The sequence below is a fragment of the Roseofilum reptotaenium CS-1145 genome (genome assembly GCF_028330985.1).
Taxonomy (GTDB): Bacteria; Cyanobacteriota; Cyanobacteriia; order Cyanobacteriales; family Desertifilaceae; genus Roseofilum; species Roseofilum reptotaenium.
On record NZ_JAQMUE010000007.1, the window covers coordinates 1 to 18,289 of the forward strand.

Annotated in this window: 25 protein-coding genes, 2 tRNA genes and 1 pseudogene; 7 read left to right on the forward strand and 21 right to left on the reverse strand. The window is 42.9% G+C overall.

The window, feature by feature from the left end; all coding sequences use genetic code 11:
- Positions 1-190 precede the first annotated feature (190 nt).
- Positions 191-916 (reverse strand): IS1634 family transposase, encoded by a 726-nt coding sequence (locus tag PN466_RS00705; protein ID WP_271936135.1) that lies wholly within the window; start codon positions 914-916, stop codon positions 191-193.
- A 36-nt stretch (positions 917-952) separates the two neighbouring features.
- Positions 953-1,099 carry a DUF4277 domain-containing protein gene (locus PN466_RS26130; protein WP_390889956.1) on the reverse strand — a complete coding sequence of 49 codons (147 nt, stop codon included), beginning with the start codon at positions 1,097-1,099 and terminating at the stop codon, positions 953-955.
- An 8-nt stretch (positions 1,100-1,107) separates the two neighbouring features.
- Here PN466_RS26130 and PN466_RS00710 point away from each other — a divergent pair.
- Positions 1,108-1,755 (forward strand): annotated as a pseudogene (locus PN466_RS00710) (IS982 family transposase); the annotation flags it as partial.
- 98 nt (positions 1,756-1,853) lie between these two features.
- Here the strand turns inward: PN466_RS00710 and menB are convergent.
- The 5 genes from menB to crtR form a co-directional block, all read right to left on the reverse strand.
- Positions 1,854-2,687 carry a 1,4-dihydroxy-2-naphthoyl-CoA synthase gene (menB, locus tag PN466_RS00715; RefSeq protein ID WP_271936137.1) on the reverse strand — a complete coding sequence of 278 codons (834 nt, stop codon included), beginning with the start codon at positions 2,685-2,687 and terminating at the stop codon, positions 1,854-1,856.
- Between the two features lie 192 nt (positions 2,688-2,879).
- Positions 2,880-3,647, reverse strand: coding sequence for a GUN4 domain-containing protein (locus PN466_RS25820; protein ID WP_271936140.1), 768 nt, complete (start codon positions 3,645-3,647; stop codon positions 2,880-2,882).
- A gap of 18 nt (positions 3,648-3,665) precedes the next feature.
- Positions 3,666-4,007, reverse strand: coding sequence for a DUF5615 family PIN-like protein (locus tag PN466_RS00725; RefSeq protein ID WP_271936142.1), 342 nt, complete (start codon positions 4,005-4,007; stop codon positions 3,666-3,668).
- Positions 4,007-4,336, reverse strand: a complete 330-nt coding sequence (locus PN466_RS00730) for a DUF433 domain-containing protein (RefSeq protein ID WP_271936143.1) — start codon at positions 4,334-4,336, stop codon at positions 4,007-4,009. Before PN466_RS00730 ends, PN466_RS00725 begins: the two co-directional genes overlap by 1 nt.
- Positions 4,337-4,384: 48 nt before the next feature.
- Positions 4,385-5,281: a beta-carotene hydroxylase gene (gene crtR / locus PN466_RS00735; RefSeq protein ID WP_278002940.1), complete on the reverse strand. Its 897-nt coding sequence runs from the start codon at positions 5,279-5,281 to the stop codon at positions 4,385-4,387.
- A 99-nt stretch (positions 5,282-5,380) separates the two neighbouring features.
- On the opposite strand from crtR, the gene PN466_RS00740 reads away from it, so the two are divergent.
- From PN466_RS00740 to PN466_RS00765, 6 genes are all read left to right on the forward strand, one after another.
- Entirely contained in the window at positions 5,381-6,664 is a 1,284-nt protein-coding gene (locus tag PN466_RS00740; RefSeq protein WP_271936144.1) for a hypothetical protein, read from the forward strand.
- 2 nt (positions 6,665-6,666) lie between these two features.
- On the forward strand, positions 6,667-6,849 hold the full coding sequence (locus PN466_RS00745) for a hypothetical protein (RefSeq protein ID WP_271936145.1): 183 nt from the start codon (positions 6,667-6,669) through the stop codon (positions 6,847-6,849).
- A gap of 84 nt (positions 6,850-6,933) precedes the next feature.
- Positions 6,934-7,119 carry a hypothetical protein gene (locus tag PN466_RS00750; protein ID WP_271936146.1) on the forward strand — a complete coding sequence of 62 codons (186 nt, stop codon included), beginning with the start codon at positions 6,934-6,936 and terminating at the stop codon, positions 7,117-7,119.
- A 139-nt stretch (positions 7,120-7,258) separates the two neighbouring features.
- The gene (locus tag PN466_RS00755; protein WP_271936148.1) at positions 7,259-8,413 is read left to right on the forward strand and encodes an ABC transporter permease; all 1,155 of its coding nucleotides are present in this window, start codon (positions 7,259-7,261) and stop codon (positions 8,411-8,413) included.
- A gap of 85 nt (positions 8,414-8,498) precedes the next feature.
- Positions 8,499-8,582: transfer RNA gene (locus PN466_RS00760), tRNA-Leu, on the forward strand.
- 300 nt (positions 8,583-8,882) lie between these two features.
- A tRNA-Trp gene (locus PN466_RS00765) sits at positions 8,883-8,955 on the forward strand.
- A gap of 160 nt (positions 8,956-9,115) precedes the next feature.
- On the opposite strand, the gene PN466_RS00770 is transcribed toward PN466_RS00765, so the two are convergent.
- The 14 genes from PN466_RS00770 to PN466_RS00835 form a co-directional block, all read right to left on the reverse strand.
- Positions 9,116-9,529: a helix-turn-helix domain-containing protein gene (locus PN466_RS00770; RefSeq protein ID WP_271936149.1), complete on the reverse strand. Its 414-nt coding sequence runs from the start codon at positions 9,527-9,529 to the stop codon at positions 9,116-9,118.
- A gap of 151 nt (positions 9,530-9,680) precedes the next feature.
- Positions 9,681-11,372 carry an ATP-dependent DNA helicase gene (locus PN466_RS00775; RefSeq protein ID WP_271936150.1) on the reverse strand — a complete coding sequence of 564 codons (1,692 nt, stop codon included), beginning with the start codon at positions 11,370-11,372 and terminating at the stop codon, positions 9,681-9,683.
- Positions 11,369-12,469: a hypothetical protein gene (locus PN466_RS00780; RefSeq protein ID WP_271936152.1), complete on the reverse strand. Its 1,101-nt coding sequence runs from the start codon at positions 12,467-12,469 to the stop codon at positions 11,369-11,371. Before PN466_RS00780 ends, PN466_RS00775 begins: the two co-directional genes overlap by 4 nt.
- A 101-nt stretch (positions 12,470-12,570) precedes the next feature.
- Entirely contained in the window at positions 12,571-13,224 is a 654-nt protein-coding gene (locus PN466_RS00785; RefSeq protein ID WP_271936154.1) for a hypothetical protein, read from the reverse strand.
- Positions 13,221-13,685: a hypothetical protein gene (locus PN466_RS00790; protein ID WP_271936155.1), complete on the reverse strand. Its 465-nt coding sequence runs from the start codon at positions 13,683-13,685 to the stop codon at positions 13,221-13,223. The genes PN466_RS00785 and PN466_RS00790 overlap by 4 nt, the downstream gene beginning before the upstream one ends.
- Positions 13,686-13,833: 148 nt before the next feature.
- On the reverse strand, positions 13,834-14,352 hold the full coding sequence (locus PN466_RS00795) for a hypothetical protein (RefSeq protein ID WP_271936156.1): 519 nt from the start codon (positions 14,350-14,352) through the stop codon (positions 13,834-13,836).
- Complete coding sequence (locus tag PN466_RS00800; protein ID WP_271936157.1) at positions 14,352-14,771, reverse strand: hypothetical protein; 420 nt, start codon at positions 14,769-14,771, stop codon at positions 14,352-14,354. The genes PN466_RS00795 and PN466_RS00800 overlap by 1 nt, the downstream gene beginning before the upstream one ends.
- Before the next feature lie 425 nt (positions 14,772-15,196).
- Positions 15,197-15,577: a hypothetical protein gene (locus PN466_RS00805; RefSeq protein ID WP_271936158.1), complete on the reverse strand. Its 381-nt coding sequence runs from the start codon at positions 15,575-15,577 to the stop codon at positions 15,197-15,199.
- Positions 15,564-15,746, reverse strand: coding sequence for a hypothetical protein (locus PN466_RS00810; RefSeq protein ID WP_271936159.1), 183 nt, complete (start codon positions 15,744-15,746; stop codon positions 15,564-15,566). The genes PN466_RS00805 and PN466_RS00810 overlap by 14 nt, the downstream gene beginning before the upstream one ends.
- A 25-nt stretch (positions 15,747-15,771) precedes the next feature.
- Positions 15,772-15,978 (reverse strand): hypothetical protein, encoded by a 207-nt coding sequence (locus PN466_RS00815; RefSeq protein ID WP_271936161.1) that lies wholly within the window; start codon positions 15,976-15,978, stop codon positions 15,772-15,774.
- Between the two features lie 88 nt (positions 15,979-16,066).
- Positions 16,067-16,927 carry a KilA-N domain-containing protein gene (locus tag PN466_RS00820; protein ID WP_271936163.1) on the reverse strand — a complete coding sequence of 287 codons (861 nt, stop codon included), beginning with the start codon at positions 16,925-16,927 and terminating at the stop codon, positions 16,067-16,069.
- A gap of 12 nt (positions 16,928-16,939) precedes the next feature.
- Positions 16,940-17,179: a hypothetical protein gene (locus tag PN466_RS00825; RefSeq protein WP_271936165.1), complete on the reverse strand. Its 240-nt coding sequence runs from the start codon at positions 17,177-17,179 to the stop codon at positions 16,940-16,942.
- A gap of 117 nt (positions 17,180-17,296) precedes the next feature.
- The gene (locus PN466_RS00830; protein ID WP_271936167.1) at positions 17,297-17,806 is read right to left on the reverse strand and encodes a hypothetical protein; all 510 of its coding nucleotides are present in this window, start codon (positions 17,804-17,806) and stop codon (positions 17,297-17,299) included.
- A gap of 203 nt (positions 17,807-18,009) precedes the next feature.
- A partial coding sequence (locus PN466_RS00835) for a hypothetical protein (RefSeq protein WP_271936168.1) occupies positions 18,010-18,289 on the reverse strand: 280 nt, incomplete at its 5' end.

An 18,289-nucleotide genomic window follows, 5' to 3' on the forward strand; every position in this document is an offset into this window, starting at 1 on the left:
AATATTTGCCCGGAAAAAAACTGGAGAAGAAGGAGAAACCAGAGGAAAATAGAGGTGATTGTATGCCTCAAAGCCCGGTCAGTGTCTAGAATATCCAGTGAAGGGTAATTGATGACTAAAAATGCCCATCACCGGATGTAGGTAAAGTAAAAATGCTACCATAAGGACAAGGATTCAATAGCAATGAGGGTCAGACTATTTCGGATAGCAAATAATATCTTTGACTCGAAGCGGGAAAGAATTTGAGTAGATGTAAACGTTCTTCAGTCAGATTAGAAACCTGTGCCTTTCCCGATTGAAAAAACCAGTGAATTGACTGAAAACACTGGAAAATCCAACGGAGAGTGGGTCGATGAGTTGGGCGACCTAATTGATTTTTTACTGTGGATTGAGTCCGGGTTAAACTGTGGCGTAGTTGACGTTGACCCAAGGTATAAATCAGTAAACACAAACCCATGATTAACCCCAAAGCTTCGATGGGGTGAGCCGATTTGAGAAAGACACTATCGGTTAAGAAATAGGGGTCTTTCAGAAACCTAAACCCCCGTTCTACTGATTGTTGTCCTTTATATTGAGAGAACATATCCTCAGCAGTGAGTTGGTTTTCATCAGTGATATTTGTTGCCAGAATGAAGCGACCAGCTTGCTTCTTATCGGGCTGAATTTTAACCTGGCTTGCCGTAACTTTACCCTCAACTTTATAACTGACATTGCCTTCAGATTTATCGGAGACTTCCAGGATTTTAATTGATTTCAGTTCGTGATATTTGGATTTCTTGAGCAGTTTGTCTGCTGCTCGTTTGACATCGGGGATACAAGCAAATCTTTGACGGCTTAACTCCACTAGGGCTTTCTGAGCTTCACCATGTACTGTGCCGATTTCTAATTCATAGATTTTCACCGCTTCGATAGCCACAGATACGAAAGTTTCGTTGATTCCTCTTTGGTACAGTTAGTCTAAGACTCTTCCCAATCTATCGTCATTAAAATATTCTACTTTCGCTCCCGGTCCAATTAAATGCTCTATGGCTTTTCCTTGAAAGAATTGGCTAAATAAATATAAAGGAGATGAGACTAATCCTAATCCATTTAATATCATCTCTTTTACCACTTGAGGTGAGTTACCAACGTTTCATCGAATGGATACCCTCATCTCTAGTCCCTTTATGCGCTTATCTCGACAGTTGTTTTGGAGCTGCACGGGCATTAGCTTTATTGATGCCACCCGCTTAAAAGTCTGCCCCTCTCGTCGTATTAATCGTCATCGAGTCTTCAAAAATTTAGCCGCTCGAGGTAAAACCTCTATGGGTTGGTTCTACGGATTTAAGCTTCATTTGGTGGTCAGTATCCGGCGAGCTACTCAATGCTCAACTAACCCCAGGTAATACGGATGACTGTAAACCGGTAGAAGGGCTATTGAGCTACCTCCAGGGTAAAGTATTTGCCGATAGAGGCTATGTGAGCAAAAAACTCGCCCAACAACTGCGGCAAAATTTTGACATCCAGTTTTTTGCTAAACCCCGATGTAATATGAAGAATCAATTAATGCGTCTGACTGATAAACTCCTCAGCGGCAAGCACTCCATTGTGGAAACGGTGATTGACCAACTCAAGAACATTTCTCAAATCGAACACTCTCGTCACCGTAGTCCGGTGAACTGCTTTGTCAACATTATTTGTGGATTGATTGCTTATTGCCATCAAGCGAAGAAGCCTCGACTTCATTTAGAGTGGGCTTTGCCCCCTTCTGCTTAACTCGAACTCAGGTTATTACTAGGATCTTGGGCAATCCATCATAACCCCGGTTCTTGTTCCTAGATTGGGCGTAGCTGGATTTGCGTAATCCATTTGACCTACGGTAACCAGGGATATTGGCGGAAATCAGGAGATCTCTTCTCTAAAAAGGCTTGTTTGCCTTCTGCACCTTCCTCTGTCATGTAATAGAGTAGGGTCGCATTCCCCGCAAGTTCCTGTAGGCCGGCTTGGCCGTCACAGTCGGCATTAAAAGCCGCTTTTAAGCAGCGAATGGCAATCGGACTTTTTTGTAAAATTTCTTGCGCCCATTGAATACCTTCTACTTCTAATTGTTCTACCGGAACCATATGATTAACTAAACCCATGTCTAGGGCTTGTTGGGCCGTATACTGGCGACAGAGAAACCAGATTTCCCGTGCTTTTTTTTGACCGACAATACGCGCTAAATAACTGGCTCCAAACCCCCCGTCAAAGCTACCGACTTTCGGCCCCGTTTGCCCAAAAATGGCATTATCAGCCGCCAGAGTTAGATCGCAGATTAGGTGTAATACATGACCACCCCCGATCGCATATCCAGCCACTAATGCAATTACCACTTTAGGCATCGACCGGATTAATCGCTGTAAATCGAGTACATTGAGACGAGGCACTCCTGAATCATCTACATATCCCGCTGTGCCTCGGACGCTCTGGTCTCCACCAGAACAAAACGCATATTTCCCATCCGTATGGGGGCCAGCCCCTGTCAACAAGACTACCCCAATTTGAGCATCTTCTCTTGCGTCGCAAAAAGCCTCATAGAGTTCAAATACAGTTTTGGGACGAAAAGCGTTGCGTTTATGGGGACGGTTAATGGTAATTTTGGCGATACCATCAGTTTTGTGATAGAGAATATCTTCGTAAGTTTTGACGCTTTCCCAGTTAACAGTCATAAATGCGATCGCACCTTATAATCAAGACTTAAGGATTTTACCTCATTCCTTAACCCATTCATGTGGACGACAGCGAGTCGTTGTAGTTGTGGTAGACAATAACTTTACTATACAAGCCCCCCACCTAGTTTTGACAGGGCTGTTTTTGAGCAAGCTTGCTCTCTATTGTTTTATAATCGCCAGAAATCACTCTCAAACAACCCTGCCGGATTTTGGCAAAGGTATTGAAAATGAAAACAGGGTTTCTAAAACTTCATCGGGGGAATGATAGCCTAAACCATAACAAGCACGGTTACGCCAGATAATGGCTGGAAGATGTCCCACAGGTGCAGAGAGGGAAAACCTGAGTTGATCCATACTTAACCATTTTGACTGAATGCGCCAGCCAATGCGATCGCAAAATACCTCATAATGGCGATCGCACTCTTCCCAAATCCACTCCTGTACCCCAAACCCAAACCGACCTTCGCTATACTCATACCACAGCCTATCCAATGTCTCCATGTCTATCTTCGGCAGCGCCTCTATCTCCTCCAGTGCTAGATCGTCCCCTTCCTCATATCCTACCAGCGCCAACAACAATAACCAGGTATACTCATTCGCCTCTTGCCAACTCCCTGCCTCCAGTAACGACACCAGATGACTATAGTCCATCCCCACCTCAGATGGCCAATGATTTGGCTCTGAATCCCCCTTTAACTTTCGCAATTCAAACAAAACCTCATACAAGAGGTTTCTCAACTCTTCTCGCTCCTGAGCCGCAATTTCTAGTTGCTGTTGTAACCCAGTTTGTTCCGTTTCCTCCTCTGGTAATACCATCGACTCATCAATCCAAATCGAACCATTTTCCAACTGCTTCCCTATCAGCCTTCCCTGTTTCCACCAGCGCCAAGCCGTCTTATAGGAAACCCCCATCTGTTGAGCATAATTCGATAATGTTATTTGCCGTTCTTGTTCCACAACCCAAGGTCAAAATCTTTAACTGGCAGGATGTACCACACGAATCAACTGACTGCTTAAGTCTTCTGCTGGGGCGATCGCATCATTAATCCGAATTGCCATACGAAAACGATCCATATCATTAGTACAAACAATAATACCGCAATGGCTGGGATTTGCACGGTGTAATTGAATAAAATCTTGGCGATTTAGAGTCAATACTGCACGGTTATTACGAATCGCGAAATCTAACACCTGATCGTCAGGTATTCCCAAGTTAGCATTTCCTGCGTCTTGTACAGTCAATACATTATGTTCCATCATCCGGAGTCGCTCGCTGACTTGTCGAGGAAATTGTTCGTCAGCATATAAACGAGCCATCAAGCAACCTCATTATTCCTGTGAATTGATGCGGCAATTTCTTCCGGATAAGCATCCGCATAAGCCCAAGCATTGACCAAATCAGCCGCCGTAATATGAGGATAGTCTTGCAAAAGTTGGGCTTCATCAATACCCAGTTGCTGGGCTTCAACCAATAGCCAAACAGCGATTCGAGTTCCAGCGATACAAGATTCTCCACCACAAACCCCAGGGGTTTTCGTGATGCCTTTGCCACTGAGACGGAGACTTTGGGTTAACCGCTGAACCATGGCTGCTTTTTCAGCAAGCGATAGAGTCAGCAGTTGCTCTTCTAGTTCTTTGCTAGTCATGGACGATAGCAATAGTGAGAGGGTAATTCAATTTTAGGCTAACTGGCCTCACTTTGACTTCCCGTGACCGCCGAAACGGATGCCAATAAAGACATCGTAGAGGAAACTCCCAAAACTCTGTTTTTCGAGAAGTCCGAGGGTTTGGGTGCAGCCTTTGCGGTCTAATAGAGGTTTCATCACCTGATAGGTTTTTTCATAGTAGTACCAGGGAATGGAGGGCCAAAGATGATGCACGAGATGATAGTTTTGCCCGAAAATTAACAGATTCAGGATGGGACTCGGATAAACTCTGGCGTTTTTCCAACGAGCGGTTTCATGGAAGGGACGATGGGGAAGATAGTCGAAGAATAAGCCTAGGGCTAAACCAACAATACCACTAGGAACAAACCAAAAGTTGAGGATATAGCTCAGGAAACCCCAATGATAGGCGGCAGCAACGATCGCCACCAAAAATAAACGGCTGAGAAACCATTCGAGTAGCTCATTATTTTTCCAGAGTTTGCGCCGGAAAAAGTAGATTTCGTGGTAGAAAAAGCGGGCGTTGATTAACCAGAGCGGGCCCCCTGTAGAGACGAAGTGATCGGGGTCGTTTTCGGGGTCGTTGACGTTGGCGTGATGCTCAATGTGGACGCGGGTAAAGACCGGAAAGGCAAAACCAAGCATCAGAGCGCTACCATGGCCGAGAATGGCGTTCAGCAGGCGATCGCGGTGTGCAGCCTTATGGGAGGCATCATGAATAATAGTGCCGGCTAAATGCAACGCCAAGATACTCTCGATAAACGAGAGCCAATGGGGTAAACCTGCCCACCAATATCCCCACACTGACAGCCCAATTAAGATTAGAGCTGCCAAGAACATGATCACATTGAGATTGAAAAACGTCTCAGGTGGATGAAGCAACTCTTTGGGAACGGTCAGGGGTCTCTGTGCCTCCGACACCATCATGCGATTCGGTACTCCTTCGTTTAACTGGTACAAATAAGCCTTTGGGTAGTATAGAGGATGAGGGGGAAATAATAAAGTTTTGTAACATCAACTCATTTAATGAAACTGGGCGGGTATACCTCGATCGCCTTTATCTTAGGAACAGAGCATCAAAATGGATCTATGATGATGAGCTTCTGGTTGTTCCTATTGCCGAGTGTATTCCTAACTTGGGGAAGTAGAGATCGCCTCTGGCAAGCCTATGCCCTCCGTCCCACTGAAGTTTCTATCCTAGAGACTCAAGAATCGGAGAGTTCTGGATGGTTAGTTAAGCAAGGAGGGTTTTCCCAACCCGGTTTAACCCGCTTTACTCCCGCTAATTTTGGCTCTCAACGACTCAATGAGCATTTGGGTTGGTATTTGTATCAAGTCGCCTTATATGGGCCGCCTGATGTTCTGATTGTGGGCAGTTCTCGCGCCCTGCAAGGGGTCGATCCGTTAGCCTTGCGCAAAGCTATAGGAGAGGGACAGCAGGGAGAGTTAAGCATTTATAATTTCGGCATTAATGGCGCAACGGTCCAAGTGGTGGATTTGTTAATCCGGGAAATTCTCACCTCCGATCAACTTCCCCGTCTCATTCTCTGGGCAGATGGAGTCCGAGCATTTAATAGTGGTCGTTCAGACCGTACCTATCAATCGATTATTGAATCTGAAGGGTATCAACTGCTCTTAGAGGGAGTACGCCCTAGTGTTCCCTTACTTTGGCCAGATGCCGAGCAGTGTTATGACATTCCGATACCTTTTGCCAGTTCAGAGCCATCGGTCTCATTAATTTCTAGTGTCCTGAGTTCTCCTTGTCTATTACCCCCAGTTTCCCAACGCCATCAAGCCTCGATCTGGGAAAAAGCATTAGCCACCATTCAGGCAAATCGCACGTTGAGTGATTTAACGCCTTTGGGGTTTTTACCGGTTGAGCAAGTTTTTAATCCCCAAACCTACTATACCCGGTATCCCCGCATCGCTGGACAGTTTGACGGGGACTATAGTGGATTCTATCTTCAGGGAGAACAGGCGATCGCCCTTTCCCAACTGCTCGCCTATACCCAAAGACGGCAGATTCCGTTAATATTTGTCAATCTTCCCCTAACTGGGGACTATCTCGATCCGGTACGTCTGGCTTATGAACAAGAGTTTCATCAGGAACTCAATGGGTGGGTCAATCATCAACGCTTAATGATGGTCAATCTGGTTAGCCCAGAATTAGAGAACCTCAAGAATCCCAAGTATTTTGCCGATCCGAGCCATATTAATCAATGGGGGGCGATCGCCGTTGCCCGTGAATTAGCCAAACATGCTAACATTCCTTGGCCAAAACCTAAATCTAGGATGGAGACTGCCAGGTAACTATGAATATGAAATCGAGTAGTCCAGTCTACTGGTTATTTGTATTTAGCCTCCTAGGGGCTGCTATCCTCTGGATATTGAGAGGAGTCGGTCTGTTGACGTTTATTCCTGGAGGAATTATTATTCTTCTGATCTGGACGGCGATCGCTGCCGGGATTCTCCAATTGAGCATTACCCGTTTCTAGAATCTTGTTACAAAACTTGATAATTTGAGGTCATTTACGCTATAATTCTCTATCGGCATAAATAAGCATATATTCCTAAACAAGATGAACACCTCTTCTACTGTTGCCTTAGCTACCCAAAAAAAATCTGCATCCACCTCCATTCAAGCTAAGGAATCCTGGAAAAGGATGCAAAATTTGTATCAAGCGGATCAACAAGTTAAGTACCTGCACTTAGAAGCTGAAGTGGAATGCCTATTGCAAAAAATTCAACTGATGGCTCAGAAATAAACCATCCCCCTAAATCACCACAGATTTCTGTCGACAGAACTTAAGCAATGCAAGCTTTTGCCTATTGCTAGAGTCCAAAGCGTTATACTTTCTCAGGTAGCCCAAAGCACTGTAAATCAACTGCTACCTGAGAAAAACCATGAGTTTATCATTACCCCATTTGATCCTAATAACGTGGAGTTCCCTATGGCGTAACCCCTTGAGATCGGGGTTAACTTTGGTGGGAGTATTCATGGGTGTCTTTGCCGTTGATGCCACGTTGAAAGTCGGTACAATCTCTAGAGCCATCATGGAAGAAGAGTTAGCCCAGCGAGAACCTCCACAGGTAGAAATTTGGAAATGGGGAATGACTTCAGAGGATGTGACGTTTCTGGAGAAACAGTTAACTGGAGTAGAGGCGATCGCGACTAAACAGTATATCAATTGGAGAAGTCAAGTTTTCTTTGAAGACAAACAAGCTGAGGCAGAAGTTGTCGCGGTATCCGAGCATTTGCTCGCCACAGCCGGGCGAAGAATCATTCAGGGACGAGCTTTTTCCTCCAGAGAGTTTACTGAATTTCGTTCCGTTGCCATTATTGATGAATTTATGGCACAGCAGCTCTTTAAAGATCGAGATCCCCTTCATCAACGCATATATATTCATGGTAGACCCTATATCATTATTGGTATAGTTGCGAATTTTCCAGCCGATGGAGAGCGACAAGGACTCGTATTAGTGCCTTCTACTCTCTATTATGCTCTGACCGGTTCTCGGATAATCCCTAATATCCTAATTCGTCCCCAAAACATAGAAGATCTTGAGGAGCTAGAACAGCAGATTAACACTTTAGTTGAGCAGAGATTTCCCCAACAACGGTTTTGGGTAGGGACGAATATAGATGAAATCTTGGAACAACAAACTACCTTAAAATTAGCATCCCAAGGATTAGCATTAGTGGGATTAATTGCTTTATTCGTGGGGGGGGTAGGTATCGCCAATATTAGCATTGCCTCGGTGATAGAAAGAACCGCCGAGATTGGGCTGCGTTTAGCGATCGGTGCAACAGAGCGGGATATTTTATGTCAATTTATTCTAGAAGCCACACTGCTGAGTTTAGTGGGTGGGGTAATGGCGATCATAACCGTTCACAGTTTAACCCTGATTGTTGCCGATCAATTTAACTTACCCTACCGCTTTGATCCCCAAGTCGCTGGATTTTCCCTTAGTGCAGCTCTAGTTGTCGGTATGGGAGCCGGTTTTTTCCCAGCTTGGCAAGCAAGTCAACTCGATCCTGTCAAAGCTCTACGAGCTTAATTGAGCTTTGACTTGACTTTAAACTAACAATCGATAACAATAGAAGATCGGAGTGCTTAATCAGATTGCTGAAAGACTCCTGGAAGCGGAACTGGCGGAATTGGTAGACGCGCTAGATTCAGGTTCTAGTGTCCGCAAGGACTTCGGGGTTCAAGTCCCCGGTTCCGCATAACCTTATAACCTAGAACCGTAAGACTTTCATCCCGCAGTTCTAACGGACACTAGAACTTTTCACATATATTTCACACAAAACCATTCTACCACTCCAAAAATGAGTATGAGGTAAATAGGTCATAGAAATAGAGAAAACTTATTCATGGAAGCATTGCCATAGACTTTCACTAATAACCCAATCACATGACCATCACATAAGCATTATTTATAGATAAGTAGAGAATCATAGGCTGTGGCGGGAAATACTATTTGATGTGTATAATTGGAGGACTTAGGCTAATTCGAGTCAACCAGTGTGCCCTTAGTTCAGTTGGTAGAACGCAGGTCTCCAAAACCTGATGCCGGGGGTTCAAGTCCTCCAGGGTGCGTTAAATAGGTCATAGGAATCAAATCATTCAGGGGAATTCCCGTAACAGAATTAGTTGATGCTAGCTAGATAAGGGAGCGATCGGGTTCACGTCTATTCATGCCTACTACTCCCCTATCAAAATTTAAGTTAAATTTTACTGGTAGGAACTAACGCCCCTACTATGTATCACCGTCAACTTCGTCGTTAGCCAGACTCCCAACAAATCGGTACACCGTCCTAGCGTTTGGAACCGGAATATCGATATCCTTCGACTCTCTCTCTAGAATGGCAATAATTTCTTTTACCTGAATGTATTTGCATACGGTGTATATTAACTCTATCCTACCTTCCCAGTACGCTCCAACAGCACGAAAAGTTCCTTGAAGGGATTTTCTCTCTCTATCTTCTGGTAATCCTTCGTAGACCCATCTCTGAATAGTGCGCCTACTTTTACCAAGCATTTCAGCTACTTCTTTAATCTTTTTCCTCTTTTCAACTGATGACTCTGAAATTGAGATGGAATTTATTAATTCCCTCTTTTTATCAACACTAACTTCTTCAATATTGTTGACATGATAATTTTTCGTCTTCATTATCTTGCTCCTATTTTTCTAGTTACAGTTTCAGGATGAATGCTAATAATTAAAAATCCGGATAAGACTCCACCGTTTGGCGCTATCGGTGAGTAGTGAAGAATTTACCTTAAAAATTTACCTTAAAATCCCCACCACTCACCTAAACTGACTAAACTAAGCAGTACGCACAAGACTTACACCGAGTGATAGCGGTATACGTCAACCGCCTGCTCTCAGTATTATCCAAGTACCTTGCCTGTAATTCATCCCAGAGGATAAGCACGGAATCAAACGTACTGCCCTGCGCTTTATGGGTAGTAAGTGCATAGGCGTATCCGATGTTATCAAACACCTCAGACTTTAATCTCCAGAAAGCTTGACGGTCTATTTTATCCTTAGAGGATTGCAGTTTCTTCAGAAGTTTTTGATACTCTCCTGTCATCTCCTCATCAATTACTCTTAAGCTGTGAAACCCGTAGGGCAAACTCCAGTATTTCCACTTGTATTTATCCAATCTTCCAAGAATATTAGTGTAGTCCGGCAATATTTCAGATGCCATTGCTTCTTTAAGAGTTGCCGGTTTCTCCAAAGTAAATTCATCGGAGTTATTCAGGATTTTAACCTTCCCAATATCTGCCGCACCCCTGTATACAGGAGATTTAGCAATCAACCTCTCTCCAACGTGATAAGGGCAATCATCAGCGTGCAACCCCCACAAGTAGAGCCTAAACTGCTCATTATAGTCCGCGCAAGTCTTGTTCTTATGAGCAAGAATTCTAAAGCTATTGGGGTCTTCTGAGAAGCGATTAGAAGCGGCTTTTAACGTTCGCTTTACTCCATCTCTACCTTGTAGCCAAATAAGAGTATCATCGCCAGAAAAATCAGCCCTATTAATCTTCCTGGGAGAAGAGTCCCGAAGTTCATAAGCCAATAATCCAACTTGTCCAGAATATCGCACTACTTCCGTCAATCTCCACGTATTATCCCCATTAATAAATTCCTCTAAATCATCTACTGGGGGCGACTTTTCATTAATGGGGGCTAACTGTGCGTTATCGCCTACGAAAAGGACTTTGCCTCCATATTTAATGAGTAAATCCTCTAAATTCTCTTGATTAATCATGGAGTATTCATCCACAATAATCACTTGATACTTGTCTAACTCCTTGGGATTAATTGTTAGAAATTCTTCCTCCATCTTCTGATTATTTTCTACAGGCTGCTTACCCAGCGTCTGAGCAATCGTTAGAAACTGATACTCAATTAAAGAGTTATTGTTTGCTGACTCGAAATTACCTTTAAGAACTTTTAACGCCTTGTTCGTGGGTGAGCAGAGAAGAATCTTCAATGGGGCTTCAACTGGCAGCCCTTGAATACAGCGCGATATCGTGTAAGTTTTTCCAGTGCCAGCGTATCCTACCAATCGCTTCAATAAGCTATCTGGTGTAGTCGATAGAATCCAATTCTGAATCTCCGTATAAGCGATAGATTGTTCGTAAGTAAAATTAGATAATTCCGACTGGTTTTGGTACTCCCCTTTTCTAGTCCTTAATTCGTTAATCTCTTTTACGCAACGGCTAGTAATTCTTTCAATTAACTCCGTTAATTCCAACGTAAATTCAGCGCCTACTGATGATGCAATTTTCATCTGAGTTACCCCTGTCTTGTAATCTATGATGTCTTCTTCCGAGTAATAATCCTTGGTGATAAACGCTAAGTAAGATTCAAAAATAGAGCATCGATTAACGTTCCTAATCAGTACCCTATTGTTTGTCATCTCTATGATGTATCCTTCAACAAAAAGGTCATCGAAGTCATTCGCTACAACGTAATCACCAATCTTGAATGCCTCTATTTTCATTGCTCTCTCTTTTTCCAGACCACGTTGTTTTTCACCATGGCTTGAATATAACCCTCGTTAAACATGACTCTTTTGATGTCAGAGGCTTTGGGCTTTTCCAGTAATTCATCTTGCCTGCTTATTAGAAGATGATTGAATTGTCGTACCTTGATGTAAGGCAATTTATCTACACCCTCATCCCCTAATAAGCTCTTGATAACCTCAGATAAAGGGTTGAAGATTTCTAGCGAGTTGTTTCGTTCATTTTCAAACGCCTCTATTATTTGCTTCGGCTTATCGTAGTCAAGTATTTTTAGCATTGCATAAATTCCTCTAAACTGTTGTACCCTAGCCTTCTCTATCTTAGGCTTAGTACCTGCGAAGGCTTGCCTGTATTTCAAGAATTCCAGGCATAAGGTTTTGTCGTCCCAAAACTTCTCAAATTGATATCCCCAAGATTCTTCAGACCCTTCTAAAGATAAGGGGATGAAATCATCATCTTTGCATTTTTGACAGTAGACAGTTAGTAATCGACGCTTCACTTCTGGGTCGTCGTTTACCCAAACAGAAGAGTATGCTTTGAGTCCGAAACAGGGATAACTAATATTGCCTCCATCAGGGTGTGCGACAGTGATAATATCGGTCGTTCTGGTATTTCCTCCCAGCCATACAGCGCGATTGTATTCATCCTTGAAAAAACTACTATCCATGTTGTCAATTAATAGAGCAAAATTCACCCTCTCTCCCCATTCTTTAGGGTTAACGTCTTTATCGGTATTGTGAAATCGTTTGGTTACAATTTCATTCCTTAAAGACTTTGGCGATGACTGTTCGTTAGTCATATTTTCTAATCCTCTAACAACTTTTAGCCCTCTTAAGCTGTCTGTTTTGCCTGTACCAGGTAATCCATTAAATGTTTTTATTGGCGCAACTTTTATGAGTGGATGGGGTAGTAGGCTGTAGGCGGTAACGATGGGTTTCACGATGTCATCATCCGTATATCGTGTCACCCTGTTCCATAAAGTTTTAACGTTGTCCACAAAGCTTAATTCGTCGTTCCAAACTTTATCGTCTGGATTCTCATCATCAAATGCTTCAACCAATAATTTGTAGTCCATTGCGGCACACCTTGTAGAGAGAAGATAGAAAAAGTCAACTGGTTTTTACTTCCAGTTGACTTTAATGATTAGAGTGATTAAGAAGAGAAGAAAAAGAGGGATTACGACAGCAGAACCTTGATAACTTCCCAGGGTTCTACACCTAATGACCTAGCCTTTTCAAAGATACTGGTCTTTAGGTCACCGTCAAGGCATTCGTTGAAGCATTTCACTCTATCTTGAAAGATTTCGTAAAACGTTTGTTGCTTAGAGTAACCACCACCAGACTTTTTGACCTCTTGGATGATAGAGGGGTCAATTAATTGTTCGGGAGATTCATTCTCATCCCACTTAATTACAGCGTGAATACTATTTAAGTCCTCTACCATTTCTGCGGTTGCGTTTCCTAGAACGGCTTTGATGGCAACCCCTTTTTCAGGAAGCAATTTATGGTTAAAGGCTTTAACCATTTCCTTCTCGATAATAGTTGGCTCAATTTTTTCTCTAGTGGGTTTTTTATTCTCCCATCCAGTGACTGCCGTGTAAGCTTGTTTGTTGAATTTTAACGCGATTAAGTCCCCCTCTAATTTACTCACGTCGTCGTCAATTGATTCTTTTTCGGTGATGAAAATCAACCACTTATCGGTGTCAATTAACTGGAAGACGCTTCCCTTTTTCAGGCGAATAGTGTCATCCTTATGCCACATCGTTTCAACGTCGATGAGTTTAACCTTTTCGTCAGATGATTTAATTTGTGGGTAATATTCTGCTTTCATGATTTGTCTCCTGTTTTTGCTTGGGGTTTCACAATTCTGGGTTTACGTTGGTAATTAGAGAATAGGATATCCCTAATGGTCGTTAGTAGGTTTAACTTTTGCTGGAAGTCATCGTCATTTACCTCTTGGCTATTGGGGATTTCTGGATAAAGAGCATGGGTGAACTTTTCAAGCACCATAGCTTTTTCTTCGTTGCTGGCTAAGTTAGCGTCGTCGATAAAGTGGTCGATTGCATCCTCGATAAATTGTTCGCCTGAGATGTTAACGATTAAGTCCTGAGAAGTACCTTTATATTGTTTGTACCACTCTTCATCGACTATCTCCTTGAAGTAGGGGTAAATTGTAGCTGAAATAAGATGAGGATTATTTCCTCCTAGAGCAGCTAGAGATAGTCGAGCTTTATTCATAATACCCCTAATCTTTCTCGACCAAGGTATCTTCTTTTTGGGGTTGGTTGTCATAATTAGTTTCCTCTTCGACAATCTTGCGAATCAACTCTATCTCATCGTTAGACGAGATAGATAAGAGGGTAGTGAGCCTATTCACTATCCAATCATCTAGCGTATTCTTCATGTAGGTTACTCCCAGTTCAACTTTTACCTTAAATATTTAAGGTAAAATTACTCCATCACCTTGACCTAGCACCTTAGCCGTCTGGTCTAGAGTACGGAAAAGATTAGTCGGGACTATAATCTTCACGGGATAAGGTGATTCCCCTCTAAATAGGCGCATGAGGTCATCTCTGCAATCTTTTGATTGAGCGACGACGATTAAACTCTCGTTTAACTTGCCAACATTTTCTAACATGGTCAGAACATCTTTAAAACGCTGGTCTACCTGACCTTTGGCTTCGATAATTAACCGGTAACCTCCCTTTGTGACTACAAAGTCAGCAGTCCAGAATCGAGGTTTCAGTAACATCTGTCCATCATTTAACTGAACTTTAACGTGATGCTTGAATTTCCAATCGTACTGACAGCACCAGCGGTAAATGGCGAGTCCAACTCTGCCCTCAAATTGACTGTCACAGCGAATCCAACCGTTTTCGCTATTTCCCGAAGGACGAGATAGGGTAATCCTCTGAGAGGCTGGATGAATCCAAGAGATTTTATTTCGATATTGAGTCATTACCTCACCTCCATTCGAGTGTAGATAATGCTGGCAATGGAAACTAATTCACTCATGGGTAACGCACAGAAAGAAGGCTCATCTTGTACTGCCGTAAAGCACTTCTTAAATCCTGAGACGTGTTTTATAATCTCGTAATCAGAGATGACTTGAAAAGCTTCCTCTAGCGTTTCCTCAAAGTAATATCTCTTCTCACTGTAATCTTCCTTAAAAACCCTCGTTACAATACAGAAGTTACCGACTTGAAGCCCCTTCAAGTAATCTGTATGATACCCCCCAAAAACCTTAAAAGTATGGGGGTTTTCACTTTTGCAGTATCCCATAAAATAACCTCTCTGGATGTGAGCCGAGTCATACCAAAAGCGAGGCTCTTCAATAATTTCACAAGTTAAAGTCTGTCGTCGGATTAAGTCTGTCATAGTACCTCCCAAAAAAGAAATAGGGTAGTAGTTCCCGCTACCACCCTATAAAATAACAATCTGGACACAGCAATGCTTTTAATGACTTCATGCTGCCTTGGTCAGTTATCTACAGAAATAAATCAATAAAGCAGCGGATAGCGTTAGCTCCTATTTGCCTATCTTCTGAAGTTCGATACCCCATTACAGCTACCTTTTTGGACTTGTAAACAATCGTGACGGTAGGAAGTACGATGTTGCATTCTGTGACCTTATTCTCGATAATTTTTACTTTCTCTGGGTAGAAAGAGCCTCTAAAGCCTCTCTGTAGCTATCAAAAAATGCCACTCTACCATCTTCATCTCTGAAGATATCTCCAGATTCAGGAAAATCAACGTAGAATTTGTCTACTCCATTTCCAGAGCAGACTCTTATCCGAATAGTGTTCAGCATCTCATGTCCTCCAGGGAGACAACGCATCCCTGGGATGCTTTAAAAATTTCCGTCTGTAATTGGCACACGAAGGAGGCGACTATTAAACCCTTAAGAACAGACAAATTAATTGACTTCCAGAAACGAGGAATCTCTACCTCTCTCAATACCTCTTCAATGCAACTAAAGAATACTTTAAGGGCTGTATCTGTTACCGGATTAAGGTCATCTTTAGGGTTCAGGTAAGTACCAGAGTGAAAAACACTGTAATGAATCTCTCTAGTACTTACGTCTATCGCGTTCTTGGCGATAATGATTTCAGCAGTAACTAAAGAAGCCCTTCCAGATGCATCCCCGAATTTTAAATCAAGTTCAATTGGCTTAGGTTTTCTCATTTTCTCCCCCTTTATTAATCTCTTCCTGTAAGAGTTGATGTCGCAACTCATCCACTGCAAGATGCAATGCATAATCGAGTACTTCTCTTCGATTAAGGTTTCTTGGAAATCCGATTTTCAGCATTAAATCCTCTAGTTCCATAGCTAGAGTTACGTTGTATTTAGCCATTATTCATTTTCTTCGAGGACGTTTTCTAATCTAACTCTCGATAAAGCGTACGTAACGCCACTTGGCAGGTAATTTCTTCTATTGCAGAAGGAGATAAAATTCCTGCTTCGCCTGCCATTTTTGTGACGATTGCTCCTGTTTCCCAGAAAAGCACAAAGCCAAAGTTAGCATCCCCATCTCCTGTCCTCATCAGGGTTTCGTAAATTTCATCGCTGACTTCAATCTTTTTCATGGTTTTACTCTCCTAGTTTCTTGCGGATTCATTTCCTACTCCTAAGCAATATTTACCTTAAATTTTTAAGGTAAAATCTTTCCTAGTCCTATTGAGGGGATAAGTCTGCCATCTTCCTCAATCTATTGAAATGAGGAGCGAACTCTATCGGACGAACTCGCCAACCGATAAGGGCAACAGGTACAGCCATCTTAATAGCATCAAAGGGAGGGTTGCCTTCACGGATAAAGTGAGTGGTTGCGTTGCAGAGCATGGAGTAGCGGGATAGATAATTGGTGGGGAAATAGTCCCGAATTAACTCGGAACTCATATCCCTTCCCATGTGTTTGGAAAGTTCAAATCTAATCTCTGATGACGTTTGTCCGGTAATTCTACGGTTAATTTCGTCGTGAATCCTGGCGCACATTAATTGTTTATGCCCCTCTTCAAAGTCAGAATAATAATCCCTGACGGCATTAACCAGGAGAACCCGTGCTTCATCCCTAAGCTCTAGGCGCAAGTCCACTCTTTGAGCGTCGGGTACTTGGGGCAGTTTTACGGGGTTGGTTTCACCGCTAGTCATCATCCATCGCATTACCCAGTCACTCACCTGGAGGGCAAATACTGGACTACACCATTGGGCAAGGGCAATCGCCAGCTTCGGATGCAACCATGTGCCGCCGCCAACGTCAAATCCACCCCTCTTGGAAATGATGAGTCCTGGGAACATCTTTACGTATTTGGTGGCTGAAAGCCTTGCTGTGTCTAGTTGGTAGGAATTCTCCCTATTTGAATTTATACCTTCCTGACGAGCTAATTCACGGAAAAGCTCAAAAGTCTCCTTGTTCTGAAACCAGAGCTTAATCTCTTTCTCCTGCGCCTGACACATAGCCGTGCCGTTAATAAACCCATCTTTCGGGCGCTGTTCGATAATCGCGCCGTTGAACTCGTGTTGAATTCGTTTTTTCATGGCAATTAACTCCTAGTTTAAGATTGACGTTGAATTAGAGGGTGCGATAAAGATTTCTGAGGTTTCTTCATCTAGCCCAACCTTCACACTTCCAGGTGGTGAATGCTGTAAGAGTTGGCTGGCTTGAAACTTGTTGATTCGGACATAAGCACCAATTGACAAAGCTGTTTTTACGTGAATAGCTTTAGCCGTTTCAAGCCAAGCCTCAAAAGAAGCTGGATGCAATTCAATTATCTTTTTTTGTTCTTTCATCCTGTCCTCCTATTACTATTTCTTTTCAAAAGAAAAAGGTAGCAATCGATTGACTACTACCTATGCCAAAATCAGCAGGTTTGGCGAGTATTTTAGCGACTTACTCAGGTCGGGAATTTATTTGTCCATCCCTTCAATTTCAGCCTCTTCTAGACTCCAATTGGAGGAGTGTCGGAACAGGATTACAAACGCTTTAGAATTTGGATTGAACTGAAATAAGTTCAGTATTTGTTTCCAGTCGTTTTTGAGTAGAAGCTTCCTCGCTTCTCTTTTGGTTATTTTTATCTCGATTTCCCCAAAAGATATTAGAACATCAGAAGCTTTGTCTACCTGATTCAGCGCTAGTGTTCGATGCTTCCTCTCTAGCCCACGAGAGCCGATAAAGTACTGAATGTCCCTTAGAAGGTCTTTTCTGATGGACTCTTGGTCGTTCGCTCGATACGCAAAACCCCAGGCGACACTTCCAGACAGTAGGCTAACCGCAACGATATCACCAGCGTCATTGTGAGATAGATAGATATCGTAATTGTCGTAGCTAGTCCAGAAGGTGTCCGATTCATTGACTTTAACTGATTGTTCTGGAGTCAATGGAGCTAAGTAATATTGCAAGATTTTGTAATTATTCATTGGACTCCCCAGGATGTTATTACTTTTCAATGGCTACTCGGACTCGGACACGATATTGCCAACATAGTCATATGACTAGATAGGTGTGTTTAATGAAAGGGAAACCCCAAGTCCGCACCATCTGCCCTACACGCACTGCACGTTTGTCGGGTTAGTTACGGGAAATGGGGTATATTCAGTTTTCAAGGTTCAGTGGTGTTACCCTAGAGGGGTGCATCCATTAATTCGATAATTTGGCTGGTACGATTCCTGACTAGCTCTAGGCTGTTGTCAAATTCCAATGAGTTTGCTGAAACAGCCTTTTTGTGTACCATATTTCCAACAACAATCTTGGCAGTTTCGTCAGCCGAACATTTATCACGCCAGTTTTTACTCTTGGCACGACGTTCGTCGGCATCTGAAACGGCAAGGTTGGAAACGCTTCGATTGATGTTGCATAAACCTCGGACACCGTGTCCGCTATCAAACGTGGTTTTCTTTAGG